This is a genomic window from Luteibacter sp. P4_D7_3 (assembly GCF_056401735.1).
In genome coordinates this window covers 1-13,546 of the sequence record NZ_JBFUIT010000082.1, presented here as the reverse complement: position 1 = coordinate 13,546, position 13,546 = coordinate 1, and the positions used below count along the sequence as shown (strand labels likewise).

At 65.8% G+C, this 13,546-nt stretch carries 15 protein-coding genes; 7 read left to right on the top strand and 8 right to left on the bottom strand.

The genetic code is table 11. From position 1 onward, the window contains the following. From AC1DSN_RS09935 to AC1DSN_RS09925, 3 genes are all read right to left on the bottom strand, one after another. On the bottom strand, nucleotides 1-531 hold a 531-nt coding region (locus AC1DSN_RS09935), incomplete at its 3' end, for a TPM domain-containing protein (RefSeq protein ID WP_477330526.1). Further along, nucleotides 531-1,172, bottom strand: coding sequence for a LemA family protein (locus AC1DSN_RS09930; protein ID WP_213948776.1), 642 nt, complete (start codon nucleotides 1,170-1,172; stop codon nucleotides 531-533). The genes AC1DSN_RS09935 and AC1DSN_RS09930, both read right to left, overlap by 1 nt. A gap of 129 nt (nucleotides 1,173-1,301) precedes the next feature. After that, the gene (locus AC1DSN_RS09925) at nucleotides 1,302-1,676 is read right to left on the bottom strand and encodes a diacylglycerol kinase (protein WP_063574367.1); all 375 of its coding nucleotides are present in this window, start codon (nucleotides 1,674-1,676) and stop codon (nucleotides 1,302-1,304) included. Nucleotides 1,677-1,950: 274 nt separating this feature from the next. Here AC1DSN_RS09925 and AC1DSN_RS09920 point away from each other — a divergent pair, with 274 nt between their 5' ends. Genes AC1DSN_RS09920 through AC1DSN_RS09900 form a run of 5 tightly spaced genes read left to right on the top strand, consistent with a single transcriptional unit; the run spans nucleotide 1,951 to nucleotide 7,038 of the window. After that, the gene (locus AC1DSN_RS09920; RefSeq protein WP_477330524.1) at nucleotides 1,951-3,486 is read left to right on the top strand and encodes a peptide MFS transporter; all 1,536 of its coding nucleotides are present in this window, start codon (nucleotides 1,951-1,953) and stop codon (nucleotides 3,484-3,486) included. A gap of 51 nt (nucleotides 3,487-3,537) precedes the next feature. Beyond that, nucleotides 3,538-4,818 carry an ATP-binding protein gene (locus tag AC1DSN_RS09915; protein ID WP_345777496.1) on the top strand — a complete coding sequence of 427 codons (1,281 nt, stop codon included), beginning with the start codon at nucleotides 3,538-3,540 and terminating at the stop codon, nucleotides 4,816-4,818. Then, nucleotides 4,815-5,396, top strand: coding sequence for a response regulator transcription factor (locus tag AC1DSN_RS09910; protein WP_477330522.1), 582 nt, complete (start codon nucleotides 4,815-4,817; stop codon nucleotides 5,394-5,396). Before AC1DSN_RS09915 ends, AC1DSN_RS09910 begins: the two co-directional genes overlap by 4 nt. A gap of 2 nt (nucleotides 5,397-5,398) precedes the next feature. Then, on the top strand, nucleotides 5,399-6,580 hold the full coding sequence (locus AC1DSN_RS09905) for a sialidase family protein (RefSeq protein WP_477295757.1): 1,182 nt from the start codon (nucleotides 5,399-5,401) through the stop codon (nucleotides 6,578-6,580). Next, on the top strand, nucleotides 6,580-7,038 hold the full coding sequence (locus AC1DSN_RS09900) for a TlpA family protein disulfide reductase (RefSeq protein WP_477295755.1): 459 nt from the start codon (nucleotides 6,580-6,582) through the stop codon (nucleotides 7,036-7,038). The genes AC1DSN_RS09905 and AC1DSN_RS09900 overlap by 1 nt, the downstream gene beginning before the upstream one ends. 12 nt (nucleotides 7,039-7,050) lie before the next feature. Here AC1DSN_RS09900 and AC1DSN_RS09895 read toward each other — a convergent pair whose 3' ends face one another. From AC1DSN_RS09895 to AC1DSN_RS09885, 3 genes are all read right to left on the bottom strand, one after another. Next, the gene (locus tag AC1DSN_RS09895; RefSeq protein ID WP_213948771.1) at nucleotides 7,051-8,043 is read right to left on the bottom strand and encodes a sensor histidine kinase; all 993 of its coding nucleotides are present in this window, start codon (nucleotides 8,041-8,043) and stop codon (nucleotides 7,051-7,053) included. A 26-nt stretch (nucleotides 8,044-8,069) separates the two neighbouring features. Then, nucleotides 8,070-8,798 carry a response regulator transcription factor gene (locus AC1DSN_RS09890; protein WP_477330520.1) on the bottom strand — a complete coding sequence of 243 codons (729 nt, stop codon included), beginning with the start codon at nucleotides 8,796-8,798 and terminating at the stop codon, nucleotides 8,070-8,072. Nucleotides 8,799-8,917: 119 nt separating this feature from the next. Then, nucleotides 8,918-9,529 carry an arylesterase gene (locus tag AC1DSN_RS09885; RefSeq protein ID WP_477295752.1) on the bottom strand — a complete coding sequence of 204 codons (612 nt, stop codon included), beginning with the start codon at nucleotides 9,527-9,529 and terminating at the stop codon, nucleotides 8,918-8,920. Here AC1DSN_RS09885 and AC1DSN_RS09880 point away from each other — a divergent pair. Continuing rightward, nucleotides 9,528-10,214, top strand: a complete 687-nt coding sequence (locus tag AC1DSN_RS09880; protein WP_213948769.1) for an ABC transporter ATP-binding protein — start codon at nucleotides 9,528-9,530, stop codon at nucleotides 10,212-10,214. The two genes, AC1DSN_RS09885 and AC1DSN_RS09880, sit on opposite strands and share 2 nt — an antisense overlap. Next, nucleotides 10,211-12,694: an ABC transporter permease gene (locus tag AC1DSN_RS09875; protein ID WP_477295749.1), complete on the top strand. Its 2,484-nt coding sequence runs from the start codon at nucleotides 10,211-10,213 to the stop codon at nucleotides 12,692-12,694. The genes AC1DSN_RS09880 and AC1DSN_RS09875 overlap by 4 nt, the downstream gene beginning before the upstream one ends. Before the next feature lie 3 nt (nucleotides 12,695-12,697). Here the strand turns inward: AC1DSN_RS09875 and rimI are convergent, their stop codons facing one another. Together rimI and AC1DSN_RS09865 are read right to left on the bottom strand one after the other, a co-directional pair. Next, on the bottom strand, nucleotides 12,698-13,171 hold the full coding sequence (rimI, locus tag AC1DSN_RS09870; protein WP_477330518.1) for a ribosomal protein S18-alanine N-acetyltransferase: 474 nt from the start codon (nucleotides 13,169-13,171) through the stop codon (nucleotides 12,698-12,700). A gap of 4 nt (nucleotides 13,172-13,175) precedes the next feature. Continuing rightward, nucleotides 13,176-13,546, bottom strand: a 371-nt coding sequence (locus tag AC1DSN_RS09865; protein WP_477330516.1) for a hypothetical protein, incomplete at its 5' end; no start/stop codon positions are given.

Genomic DNA, 13,546 nt, shown 5'->3' with positions numbered 1-13,546 from the left:
CTCATGGGCTTCGTCGGGATTGACCGGTGGCGGCAGGGCTTCGCCATCGACGATCTGGGTGATCGCCGTCAGCGCGTCGTTGATGCCGCCGTAGTAGTCGTTAGTGCGCAGCTTGGGAGCCATGTACTCGCGGATGATCCGTGAGGCGATCGCGTCGGGGAGCGCACCTTCGAGGCCGTAGCCCGTCTCGATGCGGACCCGGCGGTCGTCCTTGGCGACCAGCAGAAGGACGCCGTCGTCCGGCCCCTTGCGGCCGATCTTGTTGGCCTCGGCGACCTTGAGCGAATAGCCCTCGAGGTCGTCCGGCTGCGTCGTGGGCACCATCAGCACGACCACCTGGGCGCCCTTGCGCTTTTCCAGGTCGGCCAGCCGGGTATCCAGCTGGTTGACCTGGTCGGCGCTTAGCGTACCGGTGAGGTCGGTGACGTGCCGCTGCAGCGTCGGCACGGCGGCGTCGCCTTCCGCCAGCGCCGCCAGGGGCGGCACCAACAGGGCGACGGCGAGCAGCAGCCGCGCCGCGAACCGGAACATCAGCGGCTGGCCGAGGAAGCCGGTGCCGGAGCCTGGGCCGGAGCCGGCGTGGAGCCGAAGTCCACGGTCGGCGCGGTGGAAATCGCCTTCTCGTTCTCGACGCTGAAGTTCGGCTTCACCTTGTAGCCCATGACCTTGGCGGTCAGGTTGTTCGGGAAGGAGCGAATCAGCGTGTTGTAGGACTGGATGGCCGCGACATAGCGATTGCGCGCCACGGTGATGCGGTTCTCGGTGCCCTCGAGCTGGGCCTGCAGGTCGCGGAAGGAGCCGTCTGCCTTGAGCTGGGGGTAGTTCTCGCTGACCACCATCAGGCGCGAGAGCGCGCCGGACAGCTGGCCCTGGGCCGCCTGGAACTTGGCCAGGGCCTCGGGATCGTTGGCGAGCTCCGGGGTGATCTGGGTCTGGCCGACCTTCGCACGAGCGTTGGTGACCTCGGTAAGCACGCGTTCTTCGTGCTGGGCGTAGCCCTTCACGGTGTTGACCAGGTTCGGGACCAGGTCGGCGCGGCGCTGGTACTGGTTCAGCACTTCAGACCAGGCAGCCTTGACGGATTCGTCCTCGCGCTGGATGGCGTTGTAGCCACAGCCGGACAGGAACCCGGCAAGCAGGACGAGGGCAAAAGCACGGACGAGTGTCTTCATGGCGGCGATTCCTTGGGGTGCGGGGGACAAGTTAACCCAAAGCTTGAACGTTCGCAGGAAATCGCAGCAAGAGCATCGCCGGCAAAGCCGGCTCCCACAAAGAACCGGCAGTCACCGGAACCGACGAGGTCAGTGGGTGTAGTGGGGGATCAGGATCAGGGCCCAGCTCACGCCGATCATCAGCAGGAGGAAAAACACCGCGGCGGAGCCCATGTCCTTGGCCCGGCCGGCCAGTTCGTGGAATTCGGGGCTGACCAGATCGACCACGGCCTCGATAGCCGAGTTCAGCAGTTCGGCGGCGAGGACGAGGATGGGAAAGGTGACCAGCAGGATCTTTTCGACCCCGCCCTGACCCAGCCAGAAGCCGAGGGGAACCAGGATCACGGCAAGATAAACCTCAAGCCGGAACGAGGCCTCGTGCTGGTAGCAGGCTTTCAGGCCCTTCATGGACCACTGGAACGCCGAAAAAACCTGTCGCGGCCCGCGCGGAATCGTGGAAGCCATAGGTGATCAGGTCGCCGAAGCGGACAAAAAGGAGGGATTCGGGACCATGGCTTCGGGCTGGATAGGGCGGGAGGCCTCATATGATGCCATAGCCCGCCTTCGAAGCCGCCCAGACCCCATCACGTGGCGTATCGCCGCGCCCCTCTGGCGCTGCAGCACAACCCGGTGGAACATTTGTATTACGCTTGAACGGTTGTGACTTCGTTCAGGGTCACGGCGACGGGAGCCGGCTCGAATCGCCCGGCTCGCTGTTTCCAATGCTTCCGGAAAATACATGGCAATCCAGAACCCGCCCGTTTCACAGACCAAGTCTTTCAGCACGGTCTTCCTCATCGAAATGTGGGAGCGCTTCGGCTTCTACGGCATGCAGGTGCTGATGGTCACCTACATGGTGAAGAAGCTCGGCTTTGCCGACATCGACGCCAACCTTGTCTGGGGCGCCGCTTCTGCCCTGATCTACGCCACCCCGGCCATCGGCGGCTGGATCGGCGACAAATTCCTCGGTACGCGTCGCACGATGCTTACCGGTGCCGTGGTCCTCATGGTTGGCTATGCGCTGCTCTGGATCCCGACCAACAACGCCCACTTCCTGTACCTCGCACTCGGCGTGATCATCCTCGGCAACGGCATGTTCAAGCCGAACGCCGGCAATCTCGTGCGCAAGATCTACGAGGGTGACGAAGTACGCATCGATAGTGCGTTCACCATCTACTCCATGGCGGTGAACTTCGGCTCCACCGTGTCGATGATCCTCACGCCCTGGATCCGCGACGCCGTGGGCAGGAACTACGGTGACGCACTCGGCTGGCATACGGCATTCGGCGTCTGCTCCATCGGCCTGATCCTCGGCCTGGTCAACTATTACTTCATGCGCCGCACGCTGGCCCATGTCGGCTCGACGCCGGACGAACATCCGCCCGTGCTGAAGAACGTGCTCGGCATCATCGTCGCCGGCGCGGCCATCATCGGCGCCTCGGCTTACATCCTGCAGAACCAGGGCGTCGCCCAGGCGTGTGTTTACGCTGCCGGCGTGGCGATCCTGCTGATCTTCGTTCACCTCATCCGCTCCAGCGGGAAGGGCGAGCGCGCCGGCCTCATCGCCGCGCTGGTGCTGACGATCCAGACGATCTTCTTCTTCATCTTCTACCAGCAGATGTCGACCTCGCTGAATCTGTTTGCACAGCGCAACGTCGACCTGCAGTTCAGCCTGTTCGGCTGGAACATCCTCACCTGGATTCCCGAGCAGTTCCAGTCGCTCAACGCGATCTGGATCGTGATCCTCTCGCCGGTCCTGGTATGGCTGTACAACACGCTCGGCAAGCACAACAAGGACTTCCCCGTCGCAGCCAAGTTCGCGCTCGGCTTTGCCGCCGTCGCTGCCGGGTTCTTCATGTATGGGCTGGGCGCGACGACCGCGGTCGCCGGCAAGATCTCTTCCTGGTACATGGTCTGGGGCTACGGCCTGTACTCGCTGGGCGAAGTGCTGGTGAGCGGCCTCGGCCTCGCCATGATCGCCCGCTACGTGCCGGCACGCATGGGCGGCTTCATGATGGGCGCCTACTACGTCGCATCCGGCGTCGCCCAGTACATGGGTAGCGTGGTCGCCAACTACGCCGCCATTCCGGACAACATCACCGATCCGCTGCAGTCGTTGACCATCTACACGAGCCTGTTCAACAAGCTCGGCATGGTCGGCATCCTCTGCACAGGCATCGCCGTGGCCATGCTCCCGTTGATGAAGAAGCTGTCGCTCAATCATGCGTTGGCCAACGTGCCGCCGTTCCCGCCGGTACACAACGAAGACCTGTAACGCGCCGAAGGGTCGCCCACAGGGCGGCCCTTCCCCTTTGAAGAGACCTCCGTGAGCGACAACCTGCACTCGCCGTCATCCCGCTCCGGTCCCTTCGCACTCGCGCGTACCCTTGCCTGGCTCCGCCTGTGCGCTATCGCCGGGCAGAGCGTGGCCATCCTCTCCTGCGTCACCCTGCTCAACCTCGACATCCCCCTGTTGCCGCTGATGATGGGTGTGTGCGTGCTGGCGGTATTCGCCGCCGCCGCGTCGTTCCGTCTCGGCATGCCGTGGAAGGTGACCGAGGGCGAAGCCATCGTGCACATCGCTGCCGATACCCTGCTACTGGGCTATCTGCTCTATTTCACTGGCGGTGCAAGCAATCCCTTCGTCACCCTCCTGCTCGTGCCGATCGCGCTCTCCGCGGCCGCGCTGTCCATCGCCGGCGTATCGCTGGTGGCGATTCTCACCGGTGTCGCCTACGTCCTGCTCGTCCCCTACCACCTGCCCCTGCCTACCCTGGGCAGCAGCAGCCTGGACCTCGACCTCTACGTCGCGGGCATGGGTGTCAACTTCGTCATCATGGCGATACTCCTGGGCGTGTTCATCAGTAACCTCGCGAAGGCCATTCGCCACCAACAGGGCGAAGTGCAGCGCGTGCGCGAGCGTGCCTTGCGCGACGAGGGCATCCTCGCCATCGCGACACAGGCGGCCGGTGCCGCGCACGAACTGAATACGCCGTTGTCGACCATGCGCACGCTCTTGCCCGAGATCCGTCGCGAACATGCCGCGGACGATGCGCTCGGCGATGACCTGGAGCTCCTCCAGGGCCAGGTGGACCGTTGCCGTACGATCCTCCGCGAGATGGTGGCGTTTGGTCAGGCGCAGCTCTCGCAGGTGCCCGAGCGGATCACCCTGGACGAATTCATCCATGGCTGCATGGAGCGCTTCCAGTTGCTGCGGCCCGAAGCCGAGGTGACACTCGAGGTGGCCGACGACGCTGCGCGCCTTCGCCTGCGCTCGCCACCGGGCCTGCGCCATGCGCTGATCAACCTGCTCAACAACGCTGCCGACGCCTCAGCGATGAACGATAGCGCCACCGTCTCGCTGGCGATTCGCCGCGACGACCGCTGGCTGGAACTCATCGTCACCGACGAAGGCCCCGGTTTCGACGAGTTCGACGATCTCGGCACGCTGGGCCTGTCGCAGAAGGCTACCGGTCTTGGTATCGGCCTCGCGCTGGCCGAAGCGACCGCCGAGCGTCTCGACGGCGAACTCGCCGCCAGCAATACGGGGCATGGCGCACAGATGCGCCTGCGCCTGCCTCTTTCGGTTATTGGAGATCCGGCATGAATGAACTCGTCCCGCCCGGCGGTCGCCCGCTGCTGATCGTCGATGACGATCCGACCTTCGCCCGCGTGCTGGGCCGCGCCATGACCTCGCGCGGCTTCGAAGTCATCACCGCCGACAACGCCGACGATGCTCGCGCCCTCACACGCCGTCACCAGCCGCGTTATTGCGTGCTCGATCTCAAGCTGGGCGACGAGAACGGGCTTCGTCTGATTCCCGAACTGCAGTCGCTGGTGCCGGATATCCGCGTGCTGTTGCTCACCGGGTATGCCTCCATCGCCACCGCGGTGGAAGCGATCAAACGCGGCGCACACGATTACCTCGCCAAGCCGGTGGATGCCGATGCGGTGGTCCGCGCACTGCTCGACGGCGATTCGGGCCCCGCCGATCCCGACGATCTGGTCGACRCACCCGATGCCCCGTTGCCGCTGCGGCGCCTGGAGTGGGAACACATCCAGCGCGTGCTGACCGAGTGCGAGGGGAATATCTCCGAAACGGCCCGGCGACTGGGCATGCATCGGCGCACGCTGCAACGCAAACTAAGCAAACATCCGGTGCGCGAACGCCCGGAGGAGCGCTGAACATGCGTCGCCTAGCTGCACTCGCTTCACTACTGCTTGCCGGTATCACCTCGGCAGCAGCCGACGACATGCACGGCATGGCCATGGCTCACGAAGCACCGCTGGGCTTCGATGCGGCCATCGACGCGAGCGGCCATGTATGGGTCGTCGATACCGTGGGCGAGCACGTGCGTGCGCGCCGTTCCGATGACATGGGCCGGACCTTCGCCGTCTCGACGATCGTCAATCCTACCGGCGAACTCCTCTATGCCGAGGGCGAGAACCGTCCCAAGATCGCCCTGGGATCGAAAGGCGAGCTGTACGTGACGTGGTCCCAGCCACGCAAGCTTCCGTGGACGGGCTTCGTGCGCTTCTCTCGCTCGCTCGATGGCGGTGCGCACTTCGACGCCCCGATCACCGTGCACACCGACCGCGCCGAGATCACCCACCGTTTCGATTCGCTTGCCGTCGATAGCAAGGGCAACATCATCGTCGCGTGGATCGACAAGCGTGATGTCGAGGCGGCCAAGGTCGCGGGCAAACCGTATCTCGGCGCGGCCACGTACTACAGCTGGTCGACCGATCGCGGCGCGCATTTCGCACCGGAACGCAAGATCGTCGACGAGAGCTGCGAGTGCTGTCGCATCGCCCTGGCGCAGGCGCCCGACGGATCGATCGATGCCTTCTTCCGCGCCATCTATGGTGACAACATCCGCGATCATGCCTTCGCCAGCCTGCCCATTGGCGGCGCAACGCCGAAGGTCGAGCGCGCGACGTTTACGCAGTGGCATATCGAGGGCTGCCCCCATCACGGACCGGCGCTTTCGATCGATGCGAAAGGCACGCGCCACGCCGTGTGGTTCAGCGCAGCCGATGGCAAGGCGACGATCTGGTACGGCCAGCTCATGCCGGGCGCGCCGCCGTCGCATCTCACCACCGTCGCAACCACCGGTGCGTCGCACGCGGACCTTCTCGCCGACGGCACCCATGTGTGGATCGCATACCACCAGATGTCCCCGCAGGGACTGAACCTGATGCTGCGCGAGTCCACCGATGGCGGCGTCAGCTTTGGCGAGCCACGGCAGATCGCGCACACGACGAACGAATCCGGCTGGCCGAAACTCGTGCTGTGGAATCATCGCGCCTTCGTGGCGTGGAATCCGGAAGGACAGTTCCGCCTGGTGCCGACGGAGGCCCTGCAGTGATGGAGCGGCTGCTTTTGCTTACCGCGTTGACCGTCGCGATGCCCGCGTTCGCGGCGCCGCCGGTTGCCCTCGCTCCCGCCGACGTGACCGCGTTGGTGGCACCGCCGGCCAAGGGCGTGCGCATCGTCGCGCTGTGGGCGCTGGATTGTGCCTATTGCGAAGAGAACCTGTCGGCGCTGGCCACATGGCAACGCCAGCACGCGGATGTCGACCTCGTGTTCGTTGCCACGGATTCGATCGGCCAGCGGGATACCCTGGATGCGCGGCTAAAGGCGGCGCGGCTCGATACCGTGCCGTCGCGGGCGTATGCCGACGCGACACCCGACCGGATCAATTACCTGATCGATCCCGCCTGGGGCGGGGAGACGCCGCGAACGCTGGTGATTCGTACGGATGGGACGCGTAAGGCGTTCAGCGGAGCGTTGACTGCCGAGCGGATCGCCAGTTTGATCAACTGAGGTTTCGCCGGATCACACTTCGACAGGCTGAGGGTGCGGGAACCTCACGCTCGCCACGCGGCTGGCCCCCGGCAACGAACGCAGTTCGAGTGGCCACTGAAAGCGATCCGAGAGGCGCCGTGCGATCGCCAGGTCAAACCCGTGGCGGTCCACCGAGGCATGTCGGCGGCTGCCCTCTTCCGGCGTGTCGACCGCCGGGTTGATCACGCTCACGCTGCCCGGCATGACCGTCACCACGATCACGCCCTGATCGGTCTGCTGCAACGCATGCCGGATCAGCTGCCCACAAAGCACCGCGAACACACGCGGTGACGCGTGCAAGGCGAAGCTGGCGGGTTCGTCGAGGATGAGTTCAACCGGGCGCCCCGCGATGAGCTCGCGGGCGTACTCGACTTCCTGGCGCAGCACCTTGTTGACGACGAAGTCTTCTTCGGCAAGTCCCTGGTCCGACTCCCTCGAAAGAATCAGGAACGCTTCGACCAATGCTTCGAGCTCGCGTGTGGAACGACGTATGCGCTCCAGCGACCGGTGACCGAAGTCGGAGAGCTCCGTCTCGTCGGCAAGCATGTCCGAAGACATCTTGATCACCGTTAGCGGACTGCGCAGTTCATGGCTCGCGTCGCGTGTGAAATTGCGCTCGCGCTCACCATAACCGTCGATGCGCGACGCCAACCCGTGCAGGCCGCGAATCAACGAGCCAACGTCATTGTCGGACCGATTGCCACTTTGCGAGTCCAACTGGGCCATATCCGGTTTATCCGGGTCCCAGCCTTCGAGCAGGCGCGCGAGTGCCGCGATGGGCACCCACTCGCGAGACACCGCCAGCCACGCCAGACCGCCCGACGACAGCATGATGGCTATCGCCGCACCGATCGGCGCGACATTGTTCGCCGCCATCAGCGAGGCGATGACGACGACCAGGGTCTGCAGTGCGAAGACAATCGCGATACGTGCACGGAATGAACCGCGCCGACGCCTTGCCCCCTGCGTTTTGTTGCCTTCCATCGATTACATCCGGTGCCGCAAGGCCTTCATGCCGTCTGCRATGCCGCGACTTCAGAATCGAGATCGGCCAGACGATAACCTGCCGAATGAATCGTATGCAGGAGCGGACGGTCGAATGGCTTGTCGATGACACGGCGCAGGTTGTAGAGATGCGAACGCAGGGTGTCGGAATCCGGCAGCGTATCGCCCCAGATCTCGCGTTCGATGTCCCGGCGGCTGACCACGCGCGGCGATTCGCGCATGAGGATGGCGAGTAGCTTCAGGCCGATCGGAGAAACGGTGAGTTCCTGACCGCCGCGGGTGAGGCGCAGCGTGGCCGTGTCGAGAGTCATATCGCCCACGTTGAGTACTTCGGAGGACACCTGACGGCGGTCGCGGCGGATGAGCGCGCGCAGGCGGGCTTCCAGTTCGCGCACTTCAAAAGGCTTGACCAGATAGTCGTCGGCACCGGCCTCGAGGCCCACCAGTTTGTCTTCCAGGGTGTCGCGCGCCGTAAGCATGAGCACCGGGGTCGACTTCTTGCCGTCCTTGCGCAGCTTGCGGCAGACATCCAGGCCGTCCATACCAGGCAGCATGAGGTCCAGCACGATCACGTCGTAGCTGTTGGAGACCGCCAGGTGAAGGCCGCTGACGCCATCGGCGGCGTAGTCGACCGAGTAGCCCCGACGTTCAAGGAATTCGCCCACCATCTCGGCGATCTGGCGATTGTCCTCGACAAGAAGGATCAGGCCGGCCTGTTCGTCGCGGTTGCTCATCGGGTATCACTCCTCTGTGATTCACAAATGTGAAGAGTTAACGGCCGGACCAGTGAGAACCGTGTGAAGACCGAAAACGAGCATTCATTCTGCGGACGACAACGTGGAGGTTATGTCGTTTAGTGGAGCAGCGGCGTAAGCGCCTTCCACACATTGTCGGCCACACGGGGCTCACCTTGCGCTGTGGGATGGAGCCCGTCGTCCTGCATGAGAGCGGGATCCAGCGCGACGCCGTCGAGCAGGAAGGGCACCAGCCCGACCCTATGCTTCTGTGCGGCATCCGCGTAAACCTTGCGCAGGCCGTCCCGGTATTGCGGGCCGTAATTCACCGGCAATTCGATGCCCAGCAACAGCACCTTCGCCCCGGCGCCCTTCGCGGCGTCGATCATGCTGTCGAGATTGCCCGCGAGCTGCCCCAGGGGGAGTCCCTGCAGGCCATCGTTCGCGCCCAGTTCGATCACCACGACCGAGGGATGCTGTTTCTGCAGGAGACCGGGCAGCCGGTTGCGCCCGCTCAGAGAGGTCTCTCCGCTGATACTGGCATTGACCATCGTCCACGGCGTCGCCATGTTCGACGTGCGAGCGTCCAGCAAACGCACCCAACCGGCGTCCACCGGGATGTTGTGCGCCGCCGACAACGAGTCCCCGAGCACCAGCACCGTGCGCGGCGCCTCCGCCGCGGAGGCGATGGCGCACCAGACGAACAGCAACAGGAACAGGCAACGACGCATGAGCGATTCTTCCCGAGTTCTTCTTGAAGTGGCCGATGTTAGCAAGTCGGTTTTCGGCCCGGAGGGACGGCTGGATATCCTGTCCGGGGTGAACCTCAGCGTGGCCGCTGGCGAGAGCTTCGCCATCGTGGGTGCCTCCGGCTCGGGCAAGACCACCCTTCTGGGCCTTCTGGCCGGCCTCGACGTGGCCACGGCGGGCAGCGTGCGACTGGACGGGCAGGCCCTCGAGGCCATCGACGAGGAAGCGCGCGCGGCCATTCGCCGTCGCCTGGTCGGCTTCGTGTTCCAGTCGTTCCATCTGCTGCCGGCGCTGACCGCCGAAGAAAACGTGATGCTGCCCCTGGAACTGGAGGGCGACAACGCGGCGCGTGAGCGGGCGCATGCCGCGCTCGATTCGGTCGGTCTCGGTGCACGACGCCGTCACTATCCGGCCCAGCTCTCCGGGGGCGAACAGCAGCGTGTCGCGCTGGCCCGCGCCTTCGTGCACCGGCCCCGCATCCTCTTCGCCGACGAGCCCACCGGCAATCTCGATCAGCACACCGGCGAGCATATCGGCGACCTGCTTTTCGCGATGAACAGCGAGCACAACACCACGCTCATCCTGGTCACCCACGACGCGCGCCTCGCTGCCCGTTGCGCACGCTCGGCGGAATTGCATGAAGGCCGCCTCGGGGTGCCCGCGTGAATGTGACCCGGCTTGCCCTGCGCACGCTGCGGCGCGAATGGCACCTCGTCGAACTGCGTACCCTGGCGGCCTCGTTGGTGCTGGCGGTGATCGCGCTCGGCGTCGTAGCGACACTGTCCACCCGCATCGAGCGAGGCATCCTCGCCAGCGCTGCCGAGCTGATCGGTGGCGACATGGGCGTCTCCGCCCCGGCCCCTTTGCCTGATCCGCTCCTGCGCTCGGCGACGGACGACGGCCTGAGGGCGTCCCGCGGCGCCGCGTTTCGCAGCGTCGCTTTCGTCGGCGAACACAGCCAGCTGCTCGACGTACAAGCCACGGATGCCGCGTATCCGCTGCGTGGCACCCTGGAAGTTGTCGACGCGAAAGGAAGCGACCACGCCAGCCACGGTCCGGTTCGCGGTGAAGTGTTCCTCGACCATCGCGCACTCGTGGGACTGGGCATCAAACCCGGGCAGAACGTGCAGATTGGCGGCCGCGACCTCACGGTCGGCGCCGAGCTGATTCGCCAGCCCGACGGTGGCGAGCTGTTCGCCCTGGCCCCGCGTGCGCTGATGAACCTGGACGATGCAAACGACGCCGGCCTGCTTTCCGTCGGCAGTCGCGCGCGTCACAGCCTGCTCGTGGCAGGATCGCCCGCAGCCATCGCCGCATGGCGTGCCCGTGTGGAACAGGGTTCGCTTCCTCACGGCGGTGAACTGATCACGCCGGAGAAAATGCAGGAACGCATGCGCTCGGCCTTCGACCGCGCCAGCGCGTTCCTGCGCCTGACGGCCCTGCTTTCCGCGCTGCTCGCCGGCGTGGCGATTGCCCTGGCCTCCTCACGTTACGCACGGCGCAAGGCCGCCGAAGTGGCGCTGCTCCGTGCACTGGGCACACCGCGACGTCGCATCGCCGCGCTCCTGGTGACGACACTCGCGGCGCTGGCCATCCCCGCCGCGGCGCTGGGCATGGCGATCGCACTGGGACTGGCGCAAGGCGCCTGGTATTTCGCCAGCCAGCTATTCGACAACATTCCCACCACGCTGCCCCTGGGCCCGGCCTTCGCCGCCGCGGCGATGGGCCTGGCAGTACTCGCGGGCTTTGCGCTGCCGCCGCTCGTGCGCCTGGCCGAAGTGCCCCCCGTCGCGGTCTTCCGCGAATCCATGCAGCGCCGCGTCCGTCGGTTCGATGCCCTCTATCTGGTGCCCGTGCTGACGGCCGTGGCCCTGCTCTGGCTGCAGAGCGATTCAGCGAAGCTGGCCGGCATCCTCGCCGCGAGCCTCGCTGGCGTAGCCGTGGTCGCCGCACTTCTGTCCGGGCTGCTCCTGGTCATTGCGAGGCGGGTGGCACCGGGCGCGCATCCCGCCCTGCGCCTGGGACTGGCCGCGCTCGCCCGACGTCGGGGACTATCGCTTGTCCAGGCCACGGCGCTGTCGCTCGGCCTCTGCGCCCTCCTGTTGCTCGCCGTGATCGCACCGTCCCTGCTCGACGGCTGGCGGCGAGAGCTGCCAGCGGATACGCCGAACTGGTTCGCGCTCAATCTGCAGGACGAACAGCGTGAGGCGTTCTCCCACGCACTCGAGCACATGGGTGCCAGCAAGACGAACATGATGCCGCTCGCGGTGGGCAAGCTCACCGCGATCAACGGAACGTCGGTCGATCGCATCGCGTTCGTCGACGACCAGGCCAGGGACGCTGCGGACCGGCAGCTACGCCTGTCCTGGAGTGCCGATCTGCCTCCCTCGAACAAGGTCGTCGCCGGAACGTGGCCGGGCGCCGCCCCTGCGCAGGCCGAGGTATCGGTCGACACCTCCTGGCGCGACCGCTTCCACCTCAAGCTCGGCGACACGCTCCGTTTCGAGGTCGGCGAAGGCACCGTGGAGGCGCGCCTGACCAGTGTGCGCCAGGTCGACTGGGGCTCATTCCGCGTCAACTTCTTCCTGATGATCGATCCCGCTCACGCGACTGCGTTGCCCCACACGTGGCTGACCAGCTTCTATCTTCCGCGCGGCCATGCCGACGACCTGGCGAAAGTCTCGCGAGACTTCGGCAATCTCAGCCTGATCGACGTGGACGCCCTGCTCGACCGAGTGCGCGAAATCGTCGACCGGGTCGGCGGAGCCGTTCGATGGGTACTCGGCTTCAGCCTGCTCGCCGGTGCGCTGGTGCTTACCGCCGCGCTGGCGGCAAGTGCCCAGGAGCGCCGCAAGGAAGCCGCCCTGCTGCGTACGCTCGGTGCCACGCGCGCGCAGCTACGGGCGGCCGCGGCCTGCGAGTTCGCATTACTCGGGCTGGTCGCCGGCCTCACCGCCGCGCTCGGTGCCAGCGGCGCGGGTTTCTGGCTGGGCAACGCGGTGTTCCACATCGAGCACTTCGTTCCGCCCGTGTGGCCACTGGTCGGTGCGGCCCTGCTTGCCGCGCTGGTGGTGATGGCGATCGGCCTGTTCGGCACGCGGCGAGTCCTCAGGACCTCACCGATGGCCTTGCTTCGCGAGGGGTGAGGCTCAACCGGAGATATGCATTTCCAGTGACATGACGATCGCCTCCTCGCGTCCACCCTTTGCCGGGTAGTACGCGGGGCGGCGACCTATCTCGGTGAAGCCGAGCGTCTCGTACAAGGTCTTTGCGACGGGATTCGAAGGGCGGACCTCGAGGAAGATCCGTTCGACACCGTACCAACGAGCGAGATCGATCAGCCTGCGCATCATCCGGCGGCCGTAACCCAGGCCGCGGTGGGCGTCGCCGATGCACACGTTGAGCACATGGGCTTCGCCGGCGGCGACCGAGAGGATGCCGTACCCGGCGATCTCGCCCTCATGCACCAGCACCCAGCAGTTGTGCYCGGCCTGCAGGCAATCCCGAAAAATGCCCGCGCTCCAGGGAAACTCATAGGATGCGTGCTCGATCGCCACGACCGCGTCGAGGTCTTCGCGCCGCATCGCGCGTACTTCCGTCGAGGGGCGGGTCACGGCGACCATGCTGTCAGCCCGTGATGAAGGCGCGTCCAAGCGCGCGCAGGCCGTTCCACAAACGGCGTTTCGCGGCCGCGTCGACGAGGATCGTCGAGGGCGGATCGACCAGCACGATCTGCGCGGCGCTCAGCACGGCCGCCGGCAGGTCACGCCCCAGGGCGTGCGCCTGCGCTTCGCCGAACACGAGATAGGCCCCTGCCGCCGGAACCTGACCGAGGCCACGCTCGCCCACTTCCAGGCGTGCGGCGCGGCCCGTCACCGGGCCGAAGGCGCGCAGCGCCTTGCCGAGCAGTTCGAGTTCGCGGGCACTGCTGCCCGCCGGGAGGATCACCACGCAGCCGACGTGGTCGCCGACGCCCGCCTCGTTGGCGGATGCGACGC

What these genes read in the sequence shown, in the direction of transcription:
- AC1DSN_RS09885 (WP_477295752.1), bottom strand. Translation starts at nt 9,529, where the DNA reads ATGCGTCGTTGCCTGTTCCTGTTGCTGTTCGTCTGGTGCGCCATCGCC.
- AC1DSN_RS09895 (WP_213948771.1), bottom strand. Translation starts at nt 8,043, where the DNA reads ATGGAAGGCAACAAAACGCAGGGGGCAAGGCGTCGGCGCGGTTCATTC.
- AC1DSN_RS09905 (WP_477295757.1), top strand. Translation starts at nt 5,399, where the DNA reads ATGCGTCGCCTAGCTGCACTCGCTTCACTACTGCTTGCCGGTATCACC.
- AC1DSN_RS09930 (WP_213948776.1), bottom strand. Translation starts at nt 1,172, where the DNA reads ATGAAGACACTCGTCCGTGCTTTTGCCCTCGTCCTGCTTGCCGGGTTC.
- AC1DSN_RS09880 (WP_213948769.1), top strand. Translation starts at nt 9,528, where the DNA reads ATGAGCGATTCTTCCCGAGTTCTTCTTGAAGTGGCCGATGTTAGCAAG.
- AC1DSN_RS09900 (WP_477295755.1), top strand. Translation starts at nt 6,580, where the DNA reads ATGGAGCGGCTGCTTTTGCTTACCGCGTTGACCGTCGCGATGCCCGCG.
- AC1DSN_RS09920 (WP_477330524.1), top strand. Translation starts at nt 1,951, where the DNA reads ATGGCAATCCAGAACCCGCCCGTTTCACAGACCAAGTCTTTCAGCACG.
- AC1DSN_RS09925 (WP_063574367.1), bottom strand. Translation starts at nt 1,676, where the DNA reads ATGGCTTCCACGATTCCGCGCGGGCCGCGACAGGTTTTTTCGGCGTTC.